The sequence below is a fragment of the Klebsiella sp. MBT K-1 genome (assembly GCF_002556465.1).
Lineage (GTDB): Bacteria > Pseudomonadota > Gammaproteobacteria > Enterobacterales > Enterobacteriaceae > Klebsiella > Klebsiella grimontii.
The window spans coordinates 261,730-277,168 of sequence record NZ_PDEL01000007.1; the positions used below are offsets into that span (position 1 = coordinate 261,730).

Below are 15,439 nucleotides of genomic sequence, written 5' to 3' on the forward strand. Positions count from 1 at the left end.
AATAAAGAAAATATTTTTTGAGCCAGATCGTTAAATCTGGCTCAGCGGAAAATTCAATTATTGATAGGTGGGTAATACATTAAAGCTCGACAGGAAATGCACAATCACGTTGCCCAGACCAAACAGCAGGACCAAAGCAATCATCGGCTTTCCGCCCCAAACGCGAAACAATGGGCTGCCAAAGCGTTTACGCGATGCGCGAGCCAGCAGCGCCGGTACGATTGCCGCCCAGATGGTCGCCGCCAGACCCGCATAGCCGATCGCGTAGAGGAACCCGTTCGGCCACAGCAGGCCGCCCACCATTGGCGGGACAAAGGTGAAAATCGCGGTTTTAAAGCGTCCCAGCGCGGAGTCGTCGAAACCGAAAAGATCCGCCAGATAATCAAACAGGCCGAGAGTGACGCCAAGGAATGAGCTGGCTACGGCAAAGTTTGAGAAGATCACTAACAGCAGATCCAGACTCCGGCTATTCAGTACCCCGCTGAGCGCCTGGACCAGGACATCAATATTGCCCCCCTTCTGCGCGATACCGATAAACTCCAGACGAGGGATATTGCCCATCGTCACCAGCAGCCACACCACGTACAGACCCAGCGCCAGCAGCGTACCGTAAACCAGGCACTTAACGATTGTGCGCGGATCTTTGCCGTAGTACTTCATCAGGCTCGGCACATTGCCGTGATAGCCGAAGGACGCGAGGCAGAACGGCAGCGTCATCAGCAGGTAGGGCAGATACGAGGCATTCTTTTCAGCAACGTTAAACAGGGTGGTCGGCTGAACGTGTCCCAACAGGCTGCCAAAGGTCAGAAAGAAAGTAATAACCTTCGCCCCGAGCACAATGGCCGTCATGCGGCTCACCGCTTTGGTACTCAGCCAGACGATAAACGCCACCAGCAGGGCAAAACCAAAACCTGCCGCCCTTGCCGGGACGTTCAGCGACATTTCGCTAAACGTATGGTGCAGGATCGAGCCGCTGGCGGAGATATAGGCGTAAGTCAGAATATAAAGCACAAAGGCAATCGACACGCCGTTAAGCAGATTCCAGCCCTTACCGAGCAAATCTTTGGTAATGGTATCGAAGCTGGAGCCAATGCGATAATTCAGGTTCGCTTCGAGGATCATTAACCCGGAGTGAAGCATACAAAACCAGGTAAAAACCAGCGCCGCCAGAGACCAGAAGAACCACGCGCCGGACATCACAACCGGCAGTGAGAACATCCCCGCCCCAATAATCGTCCCGCCAATAATCACTACGCCGCCAAACAGGGACGGTCGGGTTGCCGTAGTGGTAAGTGTCGCCATTTGCCGAAATCTCCAGTCGAAAATACTTTTGTTGTTATCAACGTGACGCACTGTACCAGTACACGAGTACAAAGGAAATAAAAAAAGCCCCAATCGTTAAGATCGGGGCTGTATCGTTTACTTTACGTTAGCGGAAAGCGCTAATTATGCATCGCCACCGAAACGACGACGACCTGCGGAGTCATCGCGACGCGGAGCTGAAGCATCATCGCGGCGCGGCGCGCGGCCGCCTTCACGACGTTCGCCGCTGAAACGACGACCTTCACTACGGCCGCCTTCGCGACGCTCGCCGCCGAAACCACGACCTTCACGACGTTCACCGCCGCCGAAGCTACGACCGCCTTCACGACGCTCACCGCCGCCACGACGTTCGCCGCTGCGCTCAGGACGCGGCTGAGCATCACCCAGCAGCTGCATGTTCATCGGCTTGTTCAGGATGCGGGTACGCGTAAAGTGCTGCAGCACTTCGCCCGGCATGCCTTTCGGCAGTTCGATAGTGGAGTGAGAACCAAACAGCTTGATGTTACCAATGTAACGGCTGCTGATGTCGCCTTCGTTGGCGATTGCGCCAACGATATGACGTACTTCAACGCCGTCATCACGGCCCACTTCAATGCGGTACAGTTCCATATCGCCAACGTCACGACGTTCACGCTTAGGACGATCTTCGCCGCTGCGTTCAGGACGGTCGCCGCGCGGGCCACGGTCGTTACGGTCGCCACGACGCTCAAAACGATCGTCACGGTCGCGGAACTCGCGCTTAGGACGCATTGGCGCATCCGGCGGCAGGATCAGCGGACGTTCGCCCTGAGCCATTTTCAGCAGCGCGGCGGCCAGCGTTTCCACATCCAGCTCTTCGCCTTCGGCAGACGGCTGGATTTTCGCCAGCAGCGCGCGGTACTGATCCAGATCGCTGCTTTCCAGCTGCTGCTGAACTTTCGCGGCAAATTTTTCCAGGCGACGTTTGCCCAGCAGTTCTGCGTTCGGCAGTTCAACTTCCGGAATGGTCAGCTTCATCGTACGTTCGATGTTGCGCAGCAGACGACGCTCGCGGTTCTCAACGAACAGCAGCGCACGGCCAGCACGACCCGCACGACCGGTACGGCCGATACGGTGAACATAAGACTCGGAATCCATCGGGATATCGTAGTTAACTACCAGGCTGATACGCTCAACGTCCAGGCCACGGGCCGCAACGTCGGTTGCAATCAGGATATCCAGACGACCGTCTTTCAGACGCTCCAGAGTCTGCTCACGCAGGGACTGGTTCATATCGCCGTTCAGCGCAGCGCTGCTATAGCCGCTACGCTCCAGCGCTTCGGCCACTTCCAGGGTCGCGTTTTTGGTACGAACGAAGATAATCGCCGCATCAAAATCTTCCGCTTCCAGGAAACGCACCAGCGCTTCGTTTTTACGCATACCGTAAGCAGTCCAGTAGCTCTGGCTGATGTCCGGACGAGTCGTTACGCTCGACTGGATGCGCACTTCCTGCGGCTCTTTCATAAAGCGGCGGGTAATACGACGAATCGCTTCCGGCATGGTGGCGGAGAACAGAGCGGTCTGATGACCTTCCGGGATCTGCGCCATAATCGTTTCTACGTCTTCGATGAAGCCCATGCGCAGCATTTCGTCAGCTTCATCCAGAACCAGACCGCTCAGCTTAGAGAGATCCAGCGTACCGCGTTTCAGGTGGTCCAGCAGACGACCCGGGGTACCGACAACAATTTGCGGTCCCTGACGCAGCGCGCGCAGCTGCACGTCATAACGCTGGCCGCCGTAGAGGGCAACCACGTTTACGCCGCGCATATGTTTAGAGAAATCCGTCATTGCTTCAGCTACCTGTACCGCCAGTTCGCGGGTCGGCGCCAGCACCAGAATCTGCGGTGCTCTTAGCTCAGGATCAAGGTTGTTCAGCAGCGGTAAAGAGAACGCTGCGGTTTTACCGCTACCCGTCTGGGCCATACCCAGAACGTCGCGGCCGCCCAGCAGATGCGGAATGCACTCAGCCTGGATCGGAGATGGTTTTTCGTAACCCAGATCGTTAAGCGCTTCAAGGATGGGAGCCTTCAGGCCCAGATCTGCAAAAGTGGTTTCGAATTCAGCCATGTAGTACGTGTGCCTCAAAATTAATGGCGGCCAGTCTACATAACTCATCGTGAAAATTTACGGTAATTTTCATTGAAAAGTGTGAACCGGCTCAAAGTAGGTGTATTAACGAACAACAACGCCCTCACCCGCAAAGGTGATGGCAATCAAAAAAGGGCTGATGTGTTCGTCAGCTATTGCTGGTCCGATTCTGCCAGGTCATCTTGCTCCTGGCCCAAGAGCGATAATTCCAACAATGCGTATCGGTGCTCAACGTAGTTATGAACGTTGTTTGCGACCGCCAGTTTGAACAGTGCCGTAGCGCTGTCCTTGTCCCCCAGACTTAGGTAGTACTTACCTAAATAGAAGTTGGTTTCACTGAGATGCTCAGCGAGCGAGGTGTTATCCGTTGCGTCTGCCTTCAGACGGGTCATTAGCTCTTTTTCGCTAATGTCGCCAAGGTAGAACCCGACAATGTTCCATCCCCATTGTTCTTTATCCGACTTGTCTAAGCGCTGTCTCAGTGCTTCAAGCGCCTGCTTCTCATCGAGCTGACGCTCGGCGAGATAAAGCCACAGGCTTCGGAAAGGATCATTGGGATCGTCTTGATAAAACGCCAGCAGATCATCTTGCGCTAACTTAGCACGACCGCCGTAATACAGGGCGATACCGCGATTTAAGTGCGCGTAGTTGTAAGTTGGATCAAGCTCAAGTACAGAATCAAACGCTTCATAGGCAGCATCAAAATTGCCTGCCTGCGTTAAATAAATGCCTAAGTAATTGAATACTTCAGGCATATCCGGTCGGATTGCCAGCGCTTGTGAAAAATCATTTCGCGCTAATGCCCTCAGACCGAGACTATCATACAACACTCCGCGCTCATATAAAAGCTGTGCGCGTTCGTCATCGGTTAAAGCCCGACTGGCAAGAATTTGTTCCATGCGCGCCAGAATCACTTCCTGCTGCAAAGTCGGTTGCAATGGCACCGCGAGGACTGCGTCCTTACGCCAGGCAGAGTTGCTGCATCCTGCCAGCGTGAGAGCTGTCGCCACGAAACACCAGCGCAAAAAAGGCTTCATTTCCCACTCCCGAAGACAACGATTGGATGAACGTCCAGTTCCCCGGCTGCAAACAGGGCGTCCTGCCCGTAATGCGCCCTCCGCTATGCGGAGGGCAAACGGCAACCTTACTCGCCCTGCTGTTCGGCAGCCGGAGCTTCCGGCGCAGCCGCAGGCTGAGTTTGTTCAGTTGCTTCTTTGATGCTCAGACGGACACGGCCCTGACGGTCAACTTCCAGAACCTTAACCGGCACTTCCTGACCCATCTGCAGATAGTCGGTCACTTTCTCAACGCGCTTGTCGGCGATCTGAGAGATGTGAACCAGACCTTCTTTACCGCCGCCAATGGCAACAAACGCGCCAAAGTCAACGATGCGGGTCACTTTACCGTTATAGATACGGCCAACTTCGATCTCAGCGGTGATCTCTTCGATACGACGAATCGCGTGCTGCGCTTTGTCGCCATCGGTTGCTGCGATTTTAACGGTACCGTCATCTTCGATTTCGATAGTGGTGCCGGTCTCTTCGGTCAGCGCGCGAATAACGGAGCCGCCCTTACCGATAACGTCTTTAATTTTGTCCGGGCTGATTTTGATCGTGTGGATACGCGGTGCGAATTCGGAGATATCGCCGCGCGGCGCGTTAATCGCCTGTTCCATCACGCCCAGGATGTGCAGACGCGCACCTTTAGCCTGGTTCAGAGCAACCTGCATGATCTCTTTGGTGATACCTTCAATTTTGATATCCATCTGCAGCGCAGAGATACCTTCGCGGGAACCCGCTACTTTGAAGTCCATATCGCCCAGGTGATCTTCATCGCCCAGAATGTCAGACAGTACGACGAAGTTGTCGCCTTCCTTCACCAGACCCATTGCGATACCCGCAACGGCGGCTTTCACCGGCACGCCTGCGTCCATCAGCGCCAGAGAAGCGCCACAGACGGAAGCCATGGAGGAGGAACCGTTAGATTCGGTGATTTCAGAAACCACGCGAACGGTGTACGGGAACTCTTCGATAGTCGGCATAACGGCCAGGACGCCGCGCTTGGCCAGACGACCGTGACCGATTTCACGACGCTTCGGAGAACCGACCATTCCCGTTTCGCCTACGGAGTACGGAGGGAAGTTATAGTGGAACAGGAAGGAATCCGTGCGCTCGCCCATCAGCTCATCGATGTTCTGCGCGTCGCGTGCGGTACCCAGGGTCGCGGTAACCAGCGCCTGAGTTTCGCCACGAGTAAAGAGTGCGGAACCGTGGGTACGCGGCAGAACGCCAGTGCGAACGTCCAGACCACGAATCATATCTTTTTCACGACCATCGATACGCGGCTCACCGGCCAGTACGCGGCTACGAACCACGTTTTTCTCGATTGCGTGCAGGATTTCACCCAGTTCGTTAGCGTCCAGGGATTCATCTTCCGCAACCAGGGTCGCGATAGTTTCAGATTTGATCGCGTCAACCTGAGCATAACGCTCCTGTTTGTCGGTGATACGGTAAGCATCGCTCAGGCGAGATTCAGCCAGCGCGGCAACGCGCGCGTTCAGCGCCGCATCAACCACTTCCGGCTGCCAGTCCCAACGCGGTTTACCGGCTTCTTTCACCAGGTCGTTGATGTTCTGAATAACAATCTGCTGCTGGTCGTGACCAAACACGACCGCGCCCAGCATCTGGTCTTCGCTCAGCAGTTCAGCTTCGGATTCAACCATCAGTACTGCGGCTTCGGTACCTGCAACAACCAGATCCAGTTTGCTGGACTTCAGCTCTTCCTGGGTCGGGTTCAGCACGTACTGGTCATTAATATAACCGACGCGAGCGGCGCCAATTGGGCCGTTGAACGGAATACCGGACAGGGACAGGGCTGCGGAAGCGCCAATCATCGCGACGATATCCGGGTTAACCTGCGGGTTAACGGAAACCACGGTCGCAATAACCTGGACTTCGTTCACGAAGCCTTCCGGGAACAGCGGGCGAACCGGGCGGTCAATCAGACGCGCGATCAGGGTTTCGCCTTCACTCGGACGGCCTTCACGACGGAAGAAACCACCCGGGATTTTACCTGCAGCGTAGGTACGCTCTTGATAGTTAACGGTCAGCGGGAAGAAATCCTGGCCTGGTTTCGCTTTTTTCTGGCCCACAACGGTAACGAATACCGCGGTGTCATCCATGCTAACCATAACGGCGGCAGTTGCCTGGCGCGCCATCATGCCGGTCTCCAGGGTTACGGTATGTTGGCCGTACTGGAATTTACGAACGATCGGATTAAGCAAAATTCTATCCTTATATCTATAGATGATGTCAAATCCACGATAAGACATCGTATGACCCGATCTTCTGCATCCTCGCGACTAATGACAACCTTTACCCGCCCCTGCGAGTCAAGCCTCTCATTAGCCGCGCGAACCTCTGCATGAAGATCATTAATAGCAACAATACATGAGTTTTTAATGAATTGCTGCCGCCCGGTCGAAAAAAGGGGCCGTGAGGCCCCTTCTTCTGAAACTCGCAGAATTAGCGACGCAGACCCAGACGCTCGATCAGCGCAGAGTAACGTGCAACATCTTTACGTTTCAGGTAGTCGAGCAGTTTACGACGCTGAGAAACCATGCGCAGCAGACCACGACGGCTGTGGTGATCTTTTTTGTGCTCTGCAAAGTGACCCTGCAGGTGGTTGATCTGTGCAGTCAGCAGTGCAACCTGAACTTCAGTAGAACCGCTGTCGTTTTCGCCACGACCGAACTCAGAAACGATTTTTGCTTTAGCTTCAACGCTTAGAGACATTTTCGAACTCCAAAATTAAAAGAAAGAAAGGGTGCCGATCTCTAATTCAGCAACCCCTGATATAACGCTCGCAAATGTTAAATCACTTTGGCGAGCGTTAAGCGGCGATATTCTACTCGCAGCAGCCTTTTATCGCAAGGAAAGCGCTCAGGCAGGGTATTCAACCACCAGACGACGAGGCGCAACGCGGCCTTCATCATCAATTTCACCCATACCAAGAAACTTCTCTTCCGCGCCTTCCGTGACGCGAACCAGCCCCTGTAGCGGCGCGCCCGATGTACGAACCGGGTTACCGTTTTTAAAGTAGACGGCTGAGGTTTCCGGAATATTAATCAACGGGTAATCCGAAGCCGGACTGTCCATCGGCATCAGCAGCGGGTCCAGCAGCTGAGCGGCGGGAATATCCTGCGCATTGGCCTGCTCGACCAGCGCCTGCAGTTGCTCCAGCGTCACCATTCGTTCGACAGGATATTTACTGACCGCCAGGCGACGGAGAAAAGTGACGTGCGCGCCGCATCCTAGTTTCTCGCCTAAATCATCAATAATCGTGCGAATGTAGGTGCCTTTCGAGCAGTGGATTTCCAGCTCAAGCTCGCTACCCTCATGACGAATAAATAGCAGTTCGTATACCGTAATCGGCCGGGATTCACGCGGTACTTCAATGCCCTGGCGGGCATATTCGTACAGCTTTTTGCCCTGGTATTTCAACGCCGAATACATCGACGGTATCTGCTGAGTTTCGCCGCGGAAGCCGTCAAGCGCGGCTGCCAGCTGCTCCGGGCTAAAAGCCAGCGGACGCTCTTCCACCACCTGGCCATCGGCATCAGAGGTATCGGTGCGCTGGCCGAGCTTTGCAATCACGCGGTAGCGCTTGTCAGAATCGAGCAGATACTGGGAAAACTTTGTCGCTTCCCCGAGGCAAATCGGCAGCATACCGGTCGCCAGCGGATCCAGCGCGCCCGTGTGCCCTGCCCGGTTGGCGTTATAAAGCCGTTTGACTTTCTGCAACACGTCGTTGCTGGATGCGCCTTGCGGTTTATCCAGCAACAGAACGCCGTGCACATCGCGGCCGCGACGACGAGGACGACTCATTAGTCCTCCTTGCTGTCGTCCGGGTTCACACGACGCTCATCGTCATGTTTCACCACGCTGGTCACCAGATTCGACATGCGCATCCCTTCGACTAACGAATTATCGTAGAAAAACGTCAGTTCAGGCACGATACGCAGGCGCATCGCTTTGCCCAGCAGCGAGCGAATAAAACCAGACGCTTCCTGCAAAGCCTTGATGCCCGCTTTCACGGCGGCTTCGTCTTTATCGTTCAGGAAGGTCACAAACACTTTGGCATAGGCCAGATCGCGGGACATTTCGACACCTGAAACCGTGGTCATCATGCCCAGACGCGGGTCTTTAATTTCGCGCTGCAGGATGATTGCGATCTCTTTTTGCATCTCCTGGGCCACACGCTGCGGGCGACCAAATTCTTTCGCCATAATAAATTCTCCAGACAAATAAGGGGGCCACGCGGCCCCCTTTAATTTTGTATAACCGGGTGGCGCTGCGCTTCCCCGGCCTACTAAACGATTAATCGATGGTACGTTGAATCTCGATGATTTCGAACACTTCGATCATATCGCCGACGCGAACGTCGTTGTAGTTCTTAACGCCGATACCACATTCCATGCCGTTACGGACTTCGTTAACGTCATCTTTAAAGCGGCGCAGGGATTCCAGCTCGCCTTCATAGATAACCACGTTGTCGCGCAGAACGCGGATTGGGTTGTGACGCTTAATCGTACCTTCGGTGACCATACAGCCCGCGATGGCGCCGAATTTCGGCGATTTGAACACATCACGCACTTCAGCCAGACCGATGATCTGCTGTTTCAGTTCCGGAGACAGCATGCCGCTCATCGCTGCTTTCACTTCGTCGATCAAATGGTAGATGACGGAGTAGTAGCGCAGATCCAGGCTTTCCGCGTCGATAACTTTACGCGCAGATGCGTCAGCACGAACGTTAAAGCCAACCAGAATCGCGTTGGATGCGGCCGCCAGGGTTGCGTCGGTTTCGGTGATACCACCTACGCCGGAACCAATGATCTTCACTTTCACTTCGTCGGTAGACAGTTTCAGCAAGGAGTCGGAGATCGCTTCCACAGAACCCTGAACGTCCGCTTTGAGGACGATGTTCACTTCGTGAACTTCGCCTTCAGTCATGTTGGCGAACATGTTCTCCAGCTTAGATTTCTGCTGACGAGCCAGTTTAACTTCACGGAATTTGCCCTGACGATACAGCGCAACTTCACGCGCTTTCTTCTCGTCACGCACGACGGTCACTTCGTCGCCGGCAGCCGGTACGCCAGACAGGCCGAGGATTTCCACCGGAATGGATGGACCCGCTTCCAGCACTTCCAGACCCAGTTCGTTACGCATCGCACGAACGCGACCGTATTCGAAACCGCACAGGACGATGTCGCCTTTATGCAGCGTACCTTCGCGTACCAGAACGGTTGCAACCGGACCACGACCTTTATCGAGGAAGGATTCGATCACCGCGCCGCTCGCCATACCGTTGCGAACCGCTTTCAGCTCCAGAACTTCCGCCTGCAGCAGAATAGCATTCAGCAGATCGTCAATACCGGTACCGGCTTTAGCGGATACAGGGATGAACTGCGCTTCGCCGCCCCACTCTTCCGGCATAACGCCGTACTGAGACAGTTCGTTTTTAACGCGATCCAGGTCAGCTTCCGGCTTATCGATTTTGTTCACCGCAACGACCAGAGGTACCTGCGCCGCTTTCGCGTGCTGGATAGCTTCGATGGTCTGCGGCATCACGCCGTCGTCTGCCGCCACAACCAGAACCACGATATCCGTCGCCTGCGCACCACGAGCACGCATAGAGGTAAACGCGGCGTGGCCCGGGGTATCCAGGAAGGTGATCATACCGTTGTCGGTTTCAACATGGTACGCACCGATGTGCTGGGTGATGCCGCCCGCTTCGCCAGAGGCCACTTTCGTTGAACGAATGTAGTCCAGCAGAGAGGTTTTACCGTGGTCAACGTGACCCATGATGGTCACTACCGGTGCGCGCGGTTCAGCCGCTGCGCCGGTGTCACGGTCGCTCATTACCGCTTCTTCCAGCTCGTTTTCACGACGCAGGATAACCTTGTGGCCCATCTCTTCGGCAACCAGCTGCGCGGTTTCCTGGTCGATGACCTGGTTGATGGTCGCCATGGCGCCCAGTTTCATCATCGCTTTGATGACCTGAGAACCTTTGACGGCCATCTTGTTGGCCAGATCGCCAACGGTGATGGTTTCGCCGATAATGACATCACGGTTAACCGCCTGAGCCGGCTTCTGGAAACCTTGCTGCAGAGCAGAACCTTTACGATGCTTACCGCCTTTACCGCCGCGAACGGCCGCACGGGCTTCTTCACGATCGGCTTTCGATTCAGCGTGTTTATTGCCTTTCTTCGCCGGGCGCGCTGCTTTCGCATTACGTCCGCGGCCGCGACCGCCTTCAACTTCACGATCGTTGTCGTCTTCAGCCTGACGAGCATGCTGAGAAGTCGTTACGTGATAGTCAGTGGTCTCTTCAGGCGTTTCTGGCGCTTCAGTCCAGTTCTTTTCATTTTCTTGAGCCATACGGCGTGCTTCTTCCGCTACACGGCGCGCTTCTTCTTCAAGTTTGCGGCGTGCTTCTTCTTCCGATTTGCGCTTGAGCTCCGCTGCTTCATTTTCGCGGCGTTGCTTTTCAGCCTGGGCGGTTTTGGTCATATCGTCGGTTTGTTGATTGCTCACTTTGTCTTTTTCCGCGGCTTCACGTTTCGCTTTATCGGCGAGTTCACGTTTCGCTTGTTCTGCGGCCTCACGTTCAGCTTTTAATTGCGCCTCGCGTTTGGCTGATTCTTCAGCTTCACGACGGGCTTGCTCTTCCGCTTCACGCTGCGCCTGCTCTTCCGCGGCAAGGCGTTCGGCCTCTTGCGGATCGCGTTTCACAAAGGTGCGTTTCTTGCGGACTTCGATTTGTACCGATTTGCTCTTTCCACCGGTACCCGGAATATTTAACGTGCTGCGCGTTTTGCGCTGCAGCGTCAGCTTGTCGGGCGCCGAGCCGTGTTCACGGTTCAGGTGCGTCAACAAGGTTTGCTTCTCTTGCGCGGTCACAGAATCATCAGCCGATTTGCGGATCCCTGCATCAGCAAACTGCTGTATCAGGCGATCCACAGAGGTCTGAATCTCTGAGGCCAGCGCTTTAATGGTCACATCTGTCATGCTGTTCCTTCCTGCTACAGTTTATTACGCTTCGTCGCCGAACCAACAAATATTACGAGCGGCCATGATAAGTTCTCCGGCTTTCTCGTCGGTCAAGCCTTCGATATCAGCCAGATCATCAATGCCCTGCTCGGCGAGATCTTCCAGCGTACAAACACCACGGGCGGCCAGGGTGAATGCCAGAGCGCGATCCATACCTTCGAGATTCAAAAGATCGTCGGCAGGTTTGCTGTCTCCCAGGCTCTCTTCTTTGGCCAGCGCCAGCGTGGTCAGCGCGTTTTTCGCCCGCTCACGAAGTGCTTCAACGGTTGCTTCATCCAGACCGTCGATTTCCAGCAGTTCCTTCATTGGCACATAGGCCAGTTCTTCCAGAGTGGCGAAACCTTCTTCAACCAGCAGCGTGGCGAAATCTTCATCAATATCAAGATATTTAGTGAAGGTATCAATCGCTGCATGGGCTTCGGCCTGATGCTTAGCCTGGAGGTCGTCAACGGTCATGACGTTGAGTTCCCAGCCGCTGAGCTGAGATGCCAGACGTACGTTCTGACCGTTACGGCCAATGGCCTGCGCCAGGTTGCCCGCTTCGACTGCGATATCCATGGTGTGCTTGTCTTCATCTACCACGATAGATGCGACGTCAGCCGGAGCCATGGCGTTAATCACGAACTGCGCCGGGTTATCGTCCCACAGCACGATATCGATACGCTCGCCGCCCAGTTCAGTCGAGACAGCCTGAACGCGCGCGCCGCGCATGCCGACGCAGGCGCCAACCGGATCGATACGCTTGTCGTTAGTTTTAACGGCGATTTTGGCACGAGAGCCAGGATCGCGAGCCGCCGCTTTAATTTCGAGAACTTCTTCACCAATTTCCGGTACTTCAATGCGGAACAGTTCAACCAGCATTTCCGGCTTGGAGCGAGTCACGAACAGCTGCGCGCCGCGCGCTTCCGGACGAACTGCGTACAGTACGCCACGGATACGGTCACCCGGACGGAAGTTCTCACGCGGCAGCATATCTTCACGCAGGATCACGGCTTCAGCGTTGTTGCCCAGATCCAGCGTAATGTTGTCGCGGTTCACTTTCTTCACTACGCCCGTGATGATTTCACCTTCGTGCTCACGGAACTGATCGACGACCATCGCACGTTCGGCTTCACGTACTTTTTGTACGATAACCTGCTTGGCGGTCTGCGTAGTGATACGGTCAAAGGTGACAGATTCAATCTGGTCTTCGACGTAATCGCCAGGATTCATGCTTTCATCTTCGTAGCGCGCAGCTTCCAGCGTGATTTCGCGCGTCGGCTGAGTGACTTCTTCAACCACCAACCAGCGACGGAAAGTATCGAAATCACCGCTTTTGCGATCGATTTCTACGCGCACGTCGATCTCTTGCTCATATTTTTTCTTGGTAGCCGTCGCTAACGCACTTTCCAACGCTTCGAAAATTTTCTCACGCGGCAGCGCCTTTTCGTTGGAAACGGCTTCAACAACAGCCAAAATTTCTTTGTTCATCGGGGCCTTTCACCTCAATCCAGACTGTTAAAAGTGGGGAACCAGGTTCGCCTTCTGGATGTTACTCAGCGCGAACACTTCATCTTTGCCTTCGACGGTTACCGTGATCATCTCACCGTCTACCGCTTTGATAAGGCCCTGCCATTTGCGTCGGTTCTGTACCGCCATGCGCAAAACCAGCGAAACTTCTTCACCAATGAAACGCTCATAGTGCTCGGCGGTGAACATGGGACGATCGAGACCAGGGGAAGAGACTTCCAGGTTATAAGCGACTGTAATCGGGTCTTCGACGTCCATGACAGCACTGACCTGGTGGCTCACATCAGCACAATCATCAACATTGATGCCATCGTCACTATCAATATAGATGCGCAGTGTGGACGTGCGACCGCGAATAAATTCGATGCCGACCAGCTCAAAGCCAAGCGCTTCAACTGGCGCAGTGAGCATCTCTGTTAATTTTTGCTCTAATGTGGACAAACCCACCCCCAAGACATAAAAAAAGGGCGTATAGCCCAGTTATTCTGAAGTCAGATAACAAAAAACCCCGATAAATCGGGGCTTTAGATAACTGAACCCTGAGATCGCAACTGCGATCTGGAACACTTTCCAGAAGAATTCTTTCAAATTCGTCTACGAAGGACCCGGTCCTCACAGTATATTTGAAAAAGTACTTAATGGGAAAGTGGTTGCGGGGGCCGGATTTGAACCGACGACCTTCGGGTTATGAGCCCGACGAGCTACCAGGCTGCTCCACCCCGCGCCTGAAACGTGGCATATTTTACTCGTTTTGAGCAAAAGACGCAAATACTGCTGGGATTTGGTACCGAGAGACGGGACATAAAATCGTAGTGAATTGTATTGATACTTCATATATTTTGTCAACATGAATTTCACATTGCAGGTTTCGGTTCATGCTGGTATTTCAGGCTTTTTTGGCAAAAATAGGCTCTGCCTCTTCCTGTCGCCAGCAAAAGATGATTAAATGAAAACTCACAATTAATGCATAAACATGCAATAAAGATTGTTGAGTTGAACTCACCACAGTCTATCTAGCAGGGTTTTATTTTATGACGACGATTCTCAAGCATCTCCCGGTAGGCCAACGTATTGGTATTGCTTTTTCTGGTGGGCTGGATACCAGCGCCGCGCTGCTGTGGATGCGTAAAAAGGGTGCAGTCCCTTATGCATATACTGCAAACCTGGGACAGCCAGACGAAGACGATTACGATGCCATTCCTCGTCGTGCCAAAGAATATGGTGCTGAAGGGGCTCGTCTGATCGATTGCCGTAAACAGCTGGTTGCCGAAGGCATTGCCGCGATTCAGTGCGGAGCATTTCATAACACCACCGGCGGATTAACCTACTTTAACACCACCCCGCTGGGCCGCGCGGTGACCGGTACCATGCTGGTCGCTGCCATGAAGGAAGACGGCGTCAATATCTGGGGCGATGGCAGTACCTATAAAGGTAACGATATTGAACGTTTCTATCGCTACGGCCTGCTGACCAATGCTGAGCTGAAAATTTACAAACCGTGGCTGGATAGCGACTTTATCGACGAGCTGGGCGGCCGTCAGGAGATGTCAGAGTTTATGATTTCCTGCGGATTTGACTATAAAATGTCCGTAGAAAAAGCCTACTCAACCGACTCCAATATGCTGGGCGCCACACACGAAGCGAAAGATCTCGAGTTCCTGAACTCCAGCGTCAAGATTGTGAACCCGATTATGGGCGTCAAGTTCTGGGACGAAAGCGTCAAAATCCCGGCGGAAGAAGTCACCGTTCGCTTTGAACAGGGCCACCCGGTTGCGCTGAACGGACAAACCTTTAGCGATGACGTTGAACTGATGCTGGAAGCTAACCGCATCGGCGGCCGCCATGGTCTGGGTATGAGCGATCAGATCGAAAACCGTATCATCGAAGCGAAGAGCCGCGGCATTTATGAAGCCCCGGGCATGGCGCTGCTGCATATCGCCTACGAGCGTCTGCTGACCGGTATTCACAATGAAGATACCATCGAGCAATATCATGCGCACGGTCGTCAGCTGGGTCGTCTGCTGTATCAGGGGCGCTGGTTCGATTCCCAGGCGCTGATGCTTCGCGACGGACTGCAGCGCTGGGTGGCTAGCCAAATCACCGGCGAAGTGACGCTTGAACTGCGTCGCGGCAACGACTACTCCATCCTCAATACCGTCTCTGATAATCTGACCTATAAAGCAGAGCGTCTGACGATGGAAAAAGGTGACTCGATGTTCTCCGCCGAGGACCGTATCGGCCAGCTGACGATGCGTAACCTGGATATCACCGATACCCGCGATAAGCTATTTGGCTACGCGCAGTCCGGACTGCTGACCGCCTCTTCCGCCACCGGCTTGCCGCAGGTAGAAAATCTGGAAAGTAAATCTAAGTAACGTTCCAGAGAAAAT

Annotated in this window: 12 protein-coding genes and 1 tRNA gene; 1 reads left to right on the plus strand and 12 read right to left on the minus strand. The window is 54.1% G+C overall.

Annotation, left to right across the window (positions count from 1 at the left end):
• Window positions 1–57: 57 nt before the first annotated feature.
• The 12 genes from mtr to CMQ96_RS12925 all read right to left on the minus strand — a co-directional run bounded on the left by mtr (window position 58) and on the right by CMQ96_RS12925 (window position 13,773).
• Window positions 58–1,302: a tryptophan permease gene (gene mtr / locus CMQ96_RS12865; protein ID WP_098066899.1), complete on the minus strand. Its 1,245-nt coding sequence runs from the start codon at window positions 1,300–1,302 to the stop codon at window positions 58–60.
• A 144-nt stretch (window positions 1,303–1,446) separates the two neighbouring features.
• On the minus strand, window positions 1,447–3,408 hold the full coding sequence (locus tag CMQ96_RS12870; protein ID WP_024358749.1) for a DEAD/DEAH family ATP-dependent RNA helicase: 1,962 nt from the start codon (window positions 3,406–3,408) through the stop codon (window positions 1,447–1,449).
• A complete protein-coding gene (yrbN, locus tag CMQ96_RS12875; RefSeq protein ID WP_085903200.1) occupies window positions 3,401–3,481 on the minus strand; it encodes a protein YrbN in 81 nt (26 codons plus the stop codon). The genes CMQ96_RS12870 and yrbN overlap by 8 nt, the downstream gene beginning before the upstream one ends.
• 100 nt (window positions 3,482–3,581) lie before the next feature.
• Window positions 3,582–4,466: a lipoprotein NlpI gene (gene nlpI, locus CMQ96_RS12880; RefSeq protein ID WP_004139820.1), complete on the minus strand. Its 885-nt coding sequence runs from the start codon at window positions 4,464–4,466 to the stop codon at window positions 3,582–3,584.
• Between the two features lie 107 nt (window positions 4,467–4,573).
• Complete coding sequence (pnp, locus tag CMQ96_RS12885) at window positions 4,574–6,712, minus strand: polyribonucleotide nucleotidyltransferase (protein WP_004139819.1); 2,139 nt, start codon at window positions 6,710–6,712, stop codon at window positions 4,574–4,576.
• Window positions 6,713–6,953: 241 nt separating this feature from the next.
• Window positions 6,954–7,223 (minus strand): 30S ribosomal protein S15, encoded by a 270-nt coding sequence (gene rpsO, locus CMQ96_RS12895; RefSeq protein ID WP_002918244.1) that lies wholly within the window; start codon window positions 7,221–7,223, stop codon window positions 6,954–6,956.
• Window positions 7,224–7,370: 147 nt separating this feature from the next.
• On the minus strand, window positions 7,371–8,315 hold the full coding sequence (gene truB, locus CMQ96_RS12900; RefSeq protein ID WP_024358750.1) for a tRNA pseudouridine(55) synthase TruB: 945 nt from the start codon (window positions 8,313–8,315) through the stop codon (window positions 7,371–7,373).
• Window positions 8,315–8,716, minus strand: a complete 402-nt coding sequence (gene rbfA / locus CMQ96_RS12905) for a 30S ribosome-binding factor RbfA (protein WP_004106092.1) — start codon at window positions 8,714–8,716, stop codon at window positions 8,315–8,317. Before rbfA ends, truB begins: the two co-directional genes overlap by 1 nt.
• 91 nt (window positions 8,717–8,807) lie before the next feature.
• A complete protein-coding gene (infB, locus tag CMQ96_RS12910) occupies window positions 8,808–11,498 on the minus strand; it encodes a translation initiation factor IF-2 (protein WP_004125655.1) in 2,691 nt (896 codons plus the stop codon).
• Between the two features lie 24 nt (window positions 11,499–11,522).
• A complete protein-coding gene (gene nusA, locus CMQ96_RS12915; RefSeq protein WP_004125657.1) occupies window positions 11,523–13,010 on the minus strand; it encodes a transcription termination factor NusA in 1,488 nt (495 codons plus the stop codon).
• Window positions 13,011–13,037: 27 nt separating this feature from the next.
• Window positions 13,038–13,490, minus strand: coding sequence for a ribosome maturation factor RimP (gene rimP, locus CMQ96_RS12920; RefSeq protein ID WP_004139810.1), 453 nt, complete (start codon window positions 13,488–13,490; stop codon window positions 13,038–13,040).
• Between the two features lie 206 nt (window positions 13,491–13,696).
• A tRNA-Met gene (locus CMQ96_RS12925) sits at window positions 13,697–13,773 on the minus strand.
• A gap of 307 nt (window positions 13,774–14,080) precedes the next feature.
• On the opposite strand from CMQ96_RS12925, the gene argG reads away from it, so the two are divergent.
• Window positions 14,081–15,424 carry an argininosuccinate synthase gene (gene argG / locus CMQ96_RS12935; protein WP_004139807.1) on the plus strand — a complete coding sequence of 448 codons (1,344 nt, stop codon included), beginning with the start codon at window positions 14,081–14,083 and terminating at the stop codon, window positions 15,422–15,424.
• Window positions 15,425–15,439 lie beyond the last annotated feature (15 nt).

Excerpts from the sequence above, each read along its gene's own strand:
- mtr (WP_098066899.1), bottom strand. The coding sequence starts at position 1,302 with ATGGCGACACTTACCACTACGGCAACCCGACCGTCCCTGTTTGGCGGC.
- CMQ96_RS12870 (WP_024358749.1), bottom strand. The coding sequence starts at position 3,408 with ATGGCTGAATTCGAAACCACTTTTGCAGATCTGGGCCTGAAGGCTCCC.
- yrbN (WP_085903200.1), bottom strand. The coding sequence starts at position 3,481 with ATGAAAATTACCGTAAATTTTCACGATGAGTTATGTAGACTGGCCGCC.
- nlpI (WP_004139820.1), bottom strand. The coding sequence starts at position 4,466 with ATGAAGCCTTTTTTGCGCTGGTGTTTCGTGGCGACAGCTCTCACGCTG.
- rpsO (WP_002918244.1), bottom strand. The coding sequence starts at position 7,223 with ATGTCTCTAAGCGTTGAAGCTAAAGCAAAAATCGTTTCTGAGTTCGGT.
- truB (WP_024358750.1), bottom strand. The coding sequence starts at position 8,315 with ATGAGTCGTCCTCGTCGTCGCGGCCGCGATGTGCACGGCGTTCTGTTG.
- rbfA (WP_004106092.1), bottom strand. The coding sequence starts at position 8,716 with ATGGCGAAAGAATTTGGTCGCCCGCAGCGTGTGGCCCAGGAGATGCAA.
- infB (WP_004125655.1), bottom strand. The coding sequence starts at position 11,498 with ATGACAGATGTGACCATTAAAGCGCTGGCCTCAGAGATTCAGACCTCT.
- nusA (WP_004125657.1), bottom strand. The coding sequence starts at position 13,010 with ATGAACAAAGAAATTTTGGCTGTTGTTGAAGCCGTTTCCAACGAAAAG.
- argG (WP_004139807.1), top strand. The coding sequence starts at position 14,081 with ATGACGACGATTCTCAAGCATCTCCCGGTAGGCCAACGTATTGGTATT.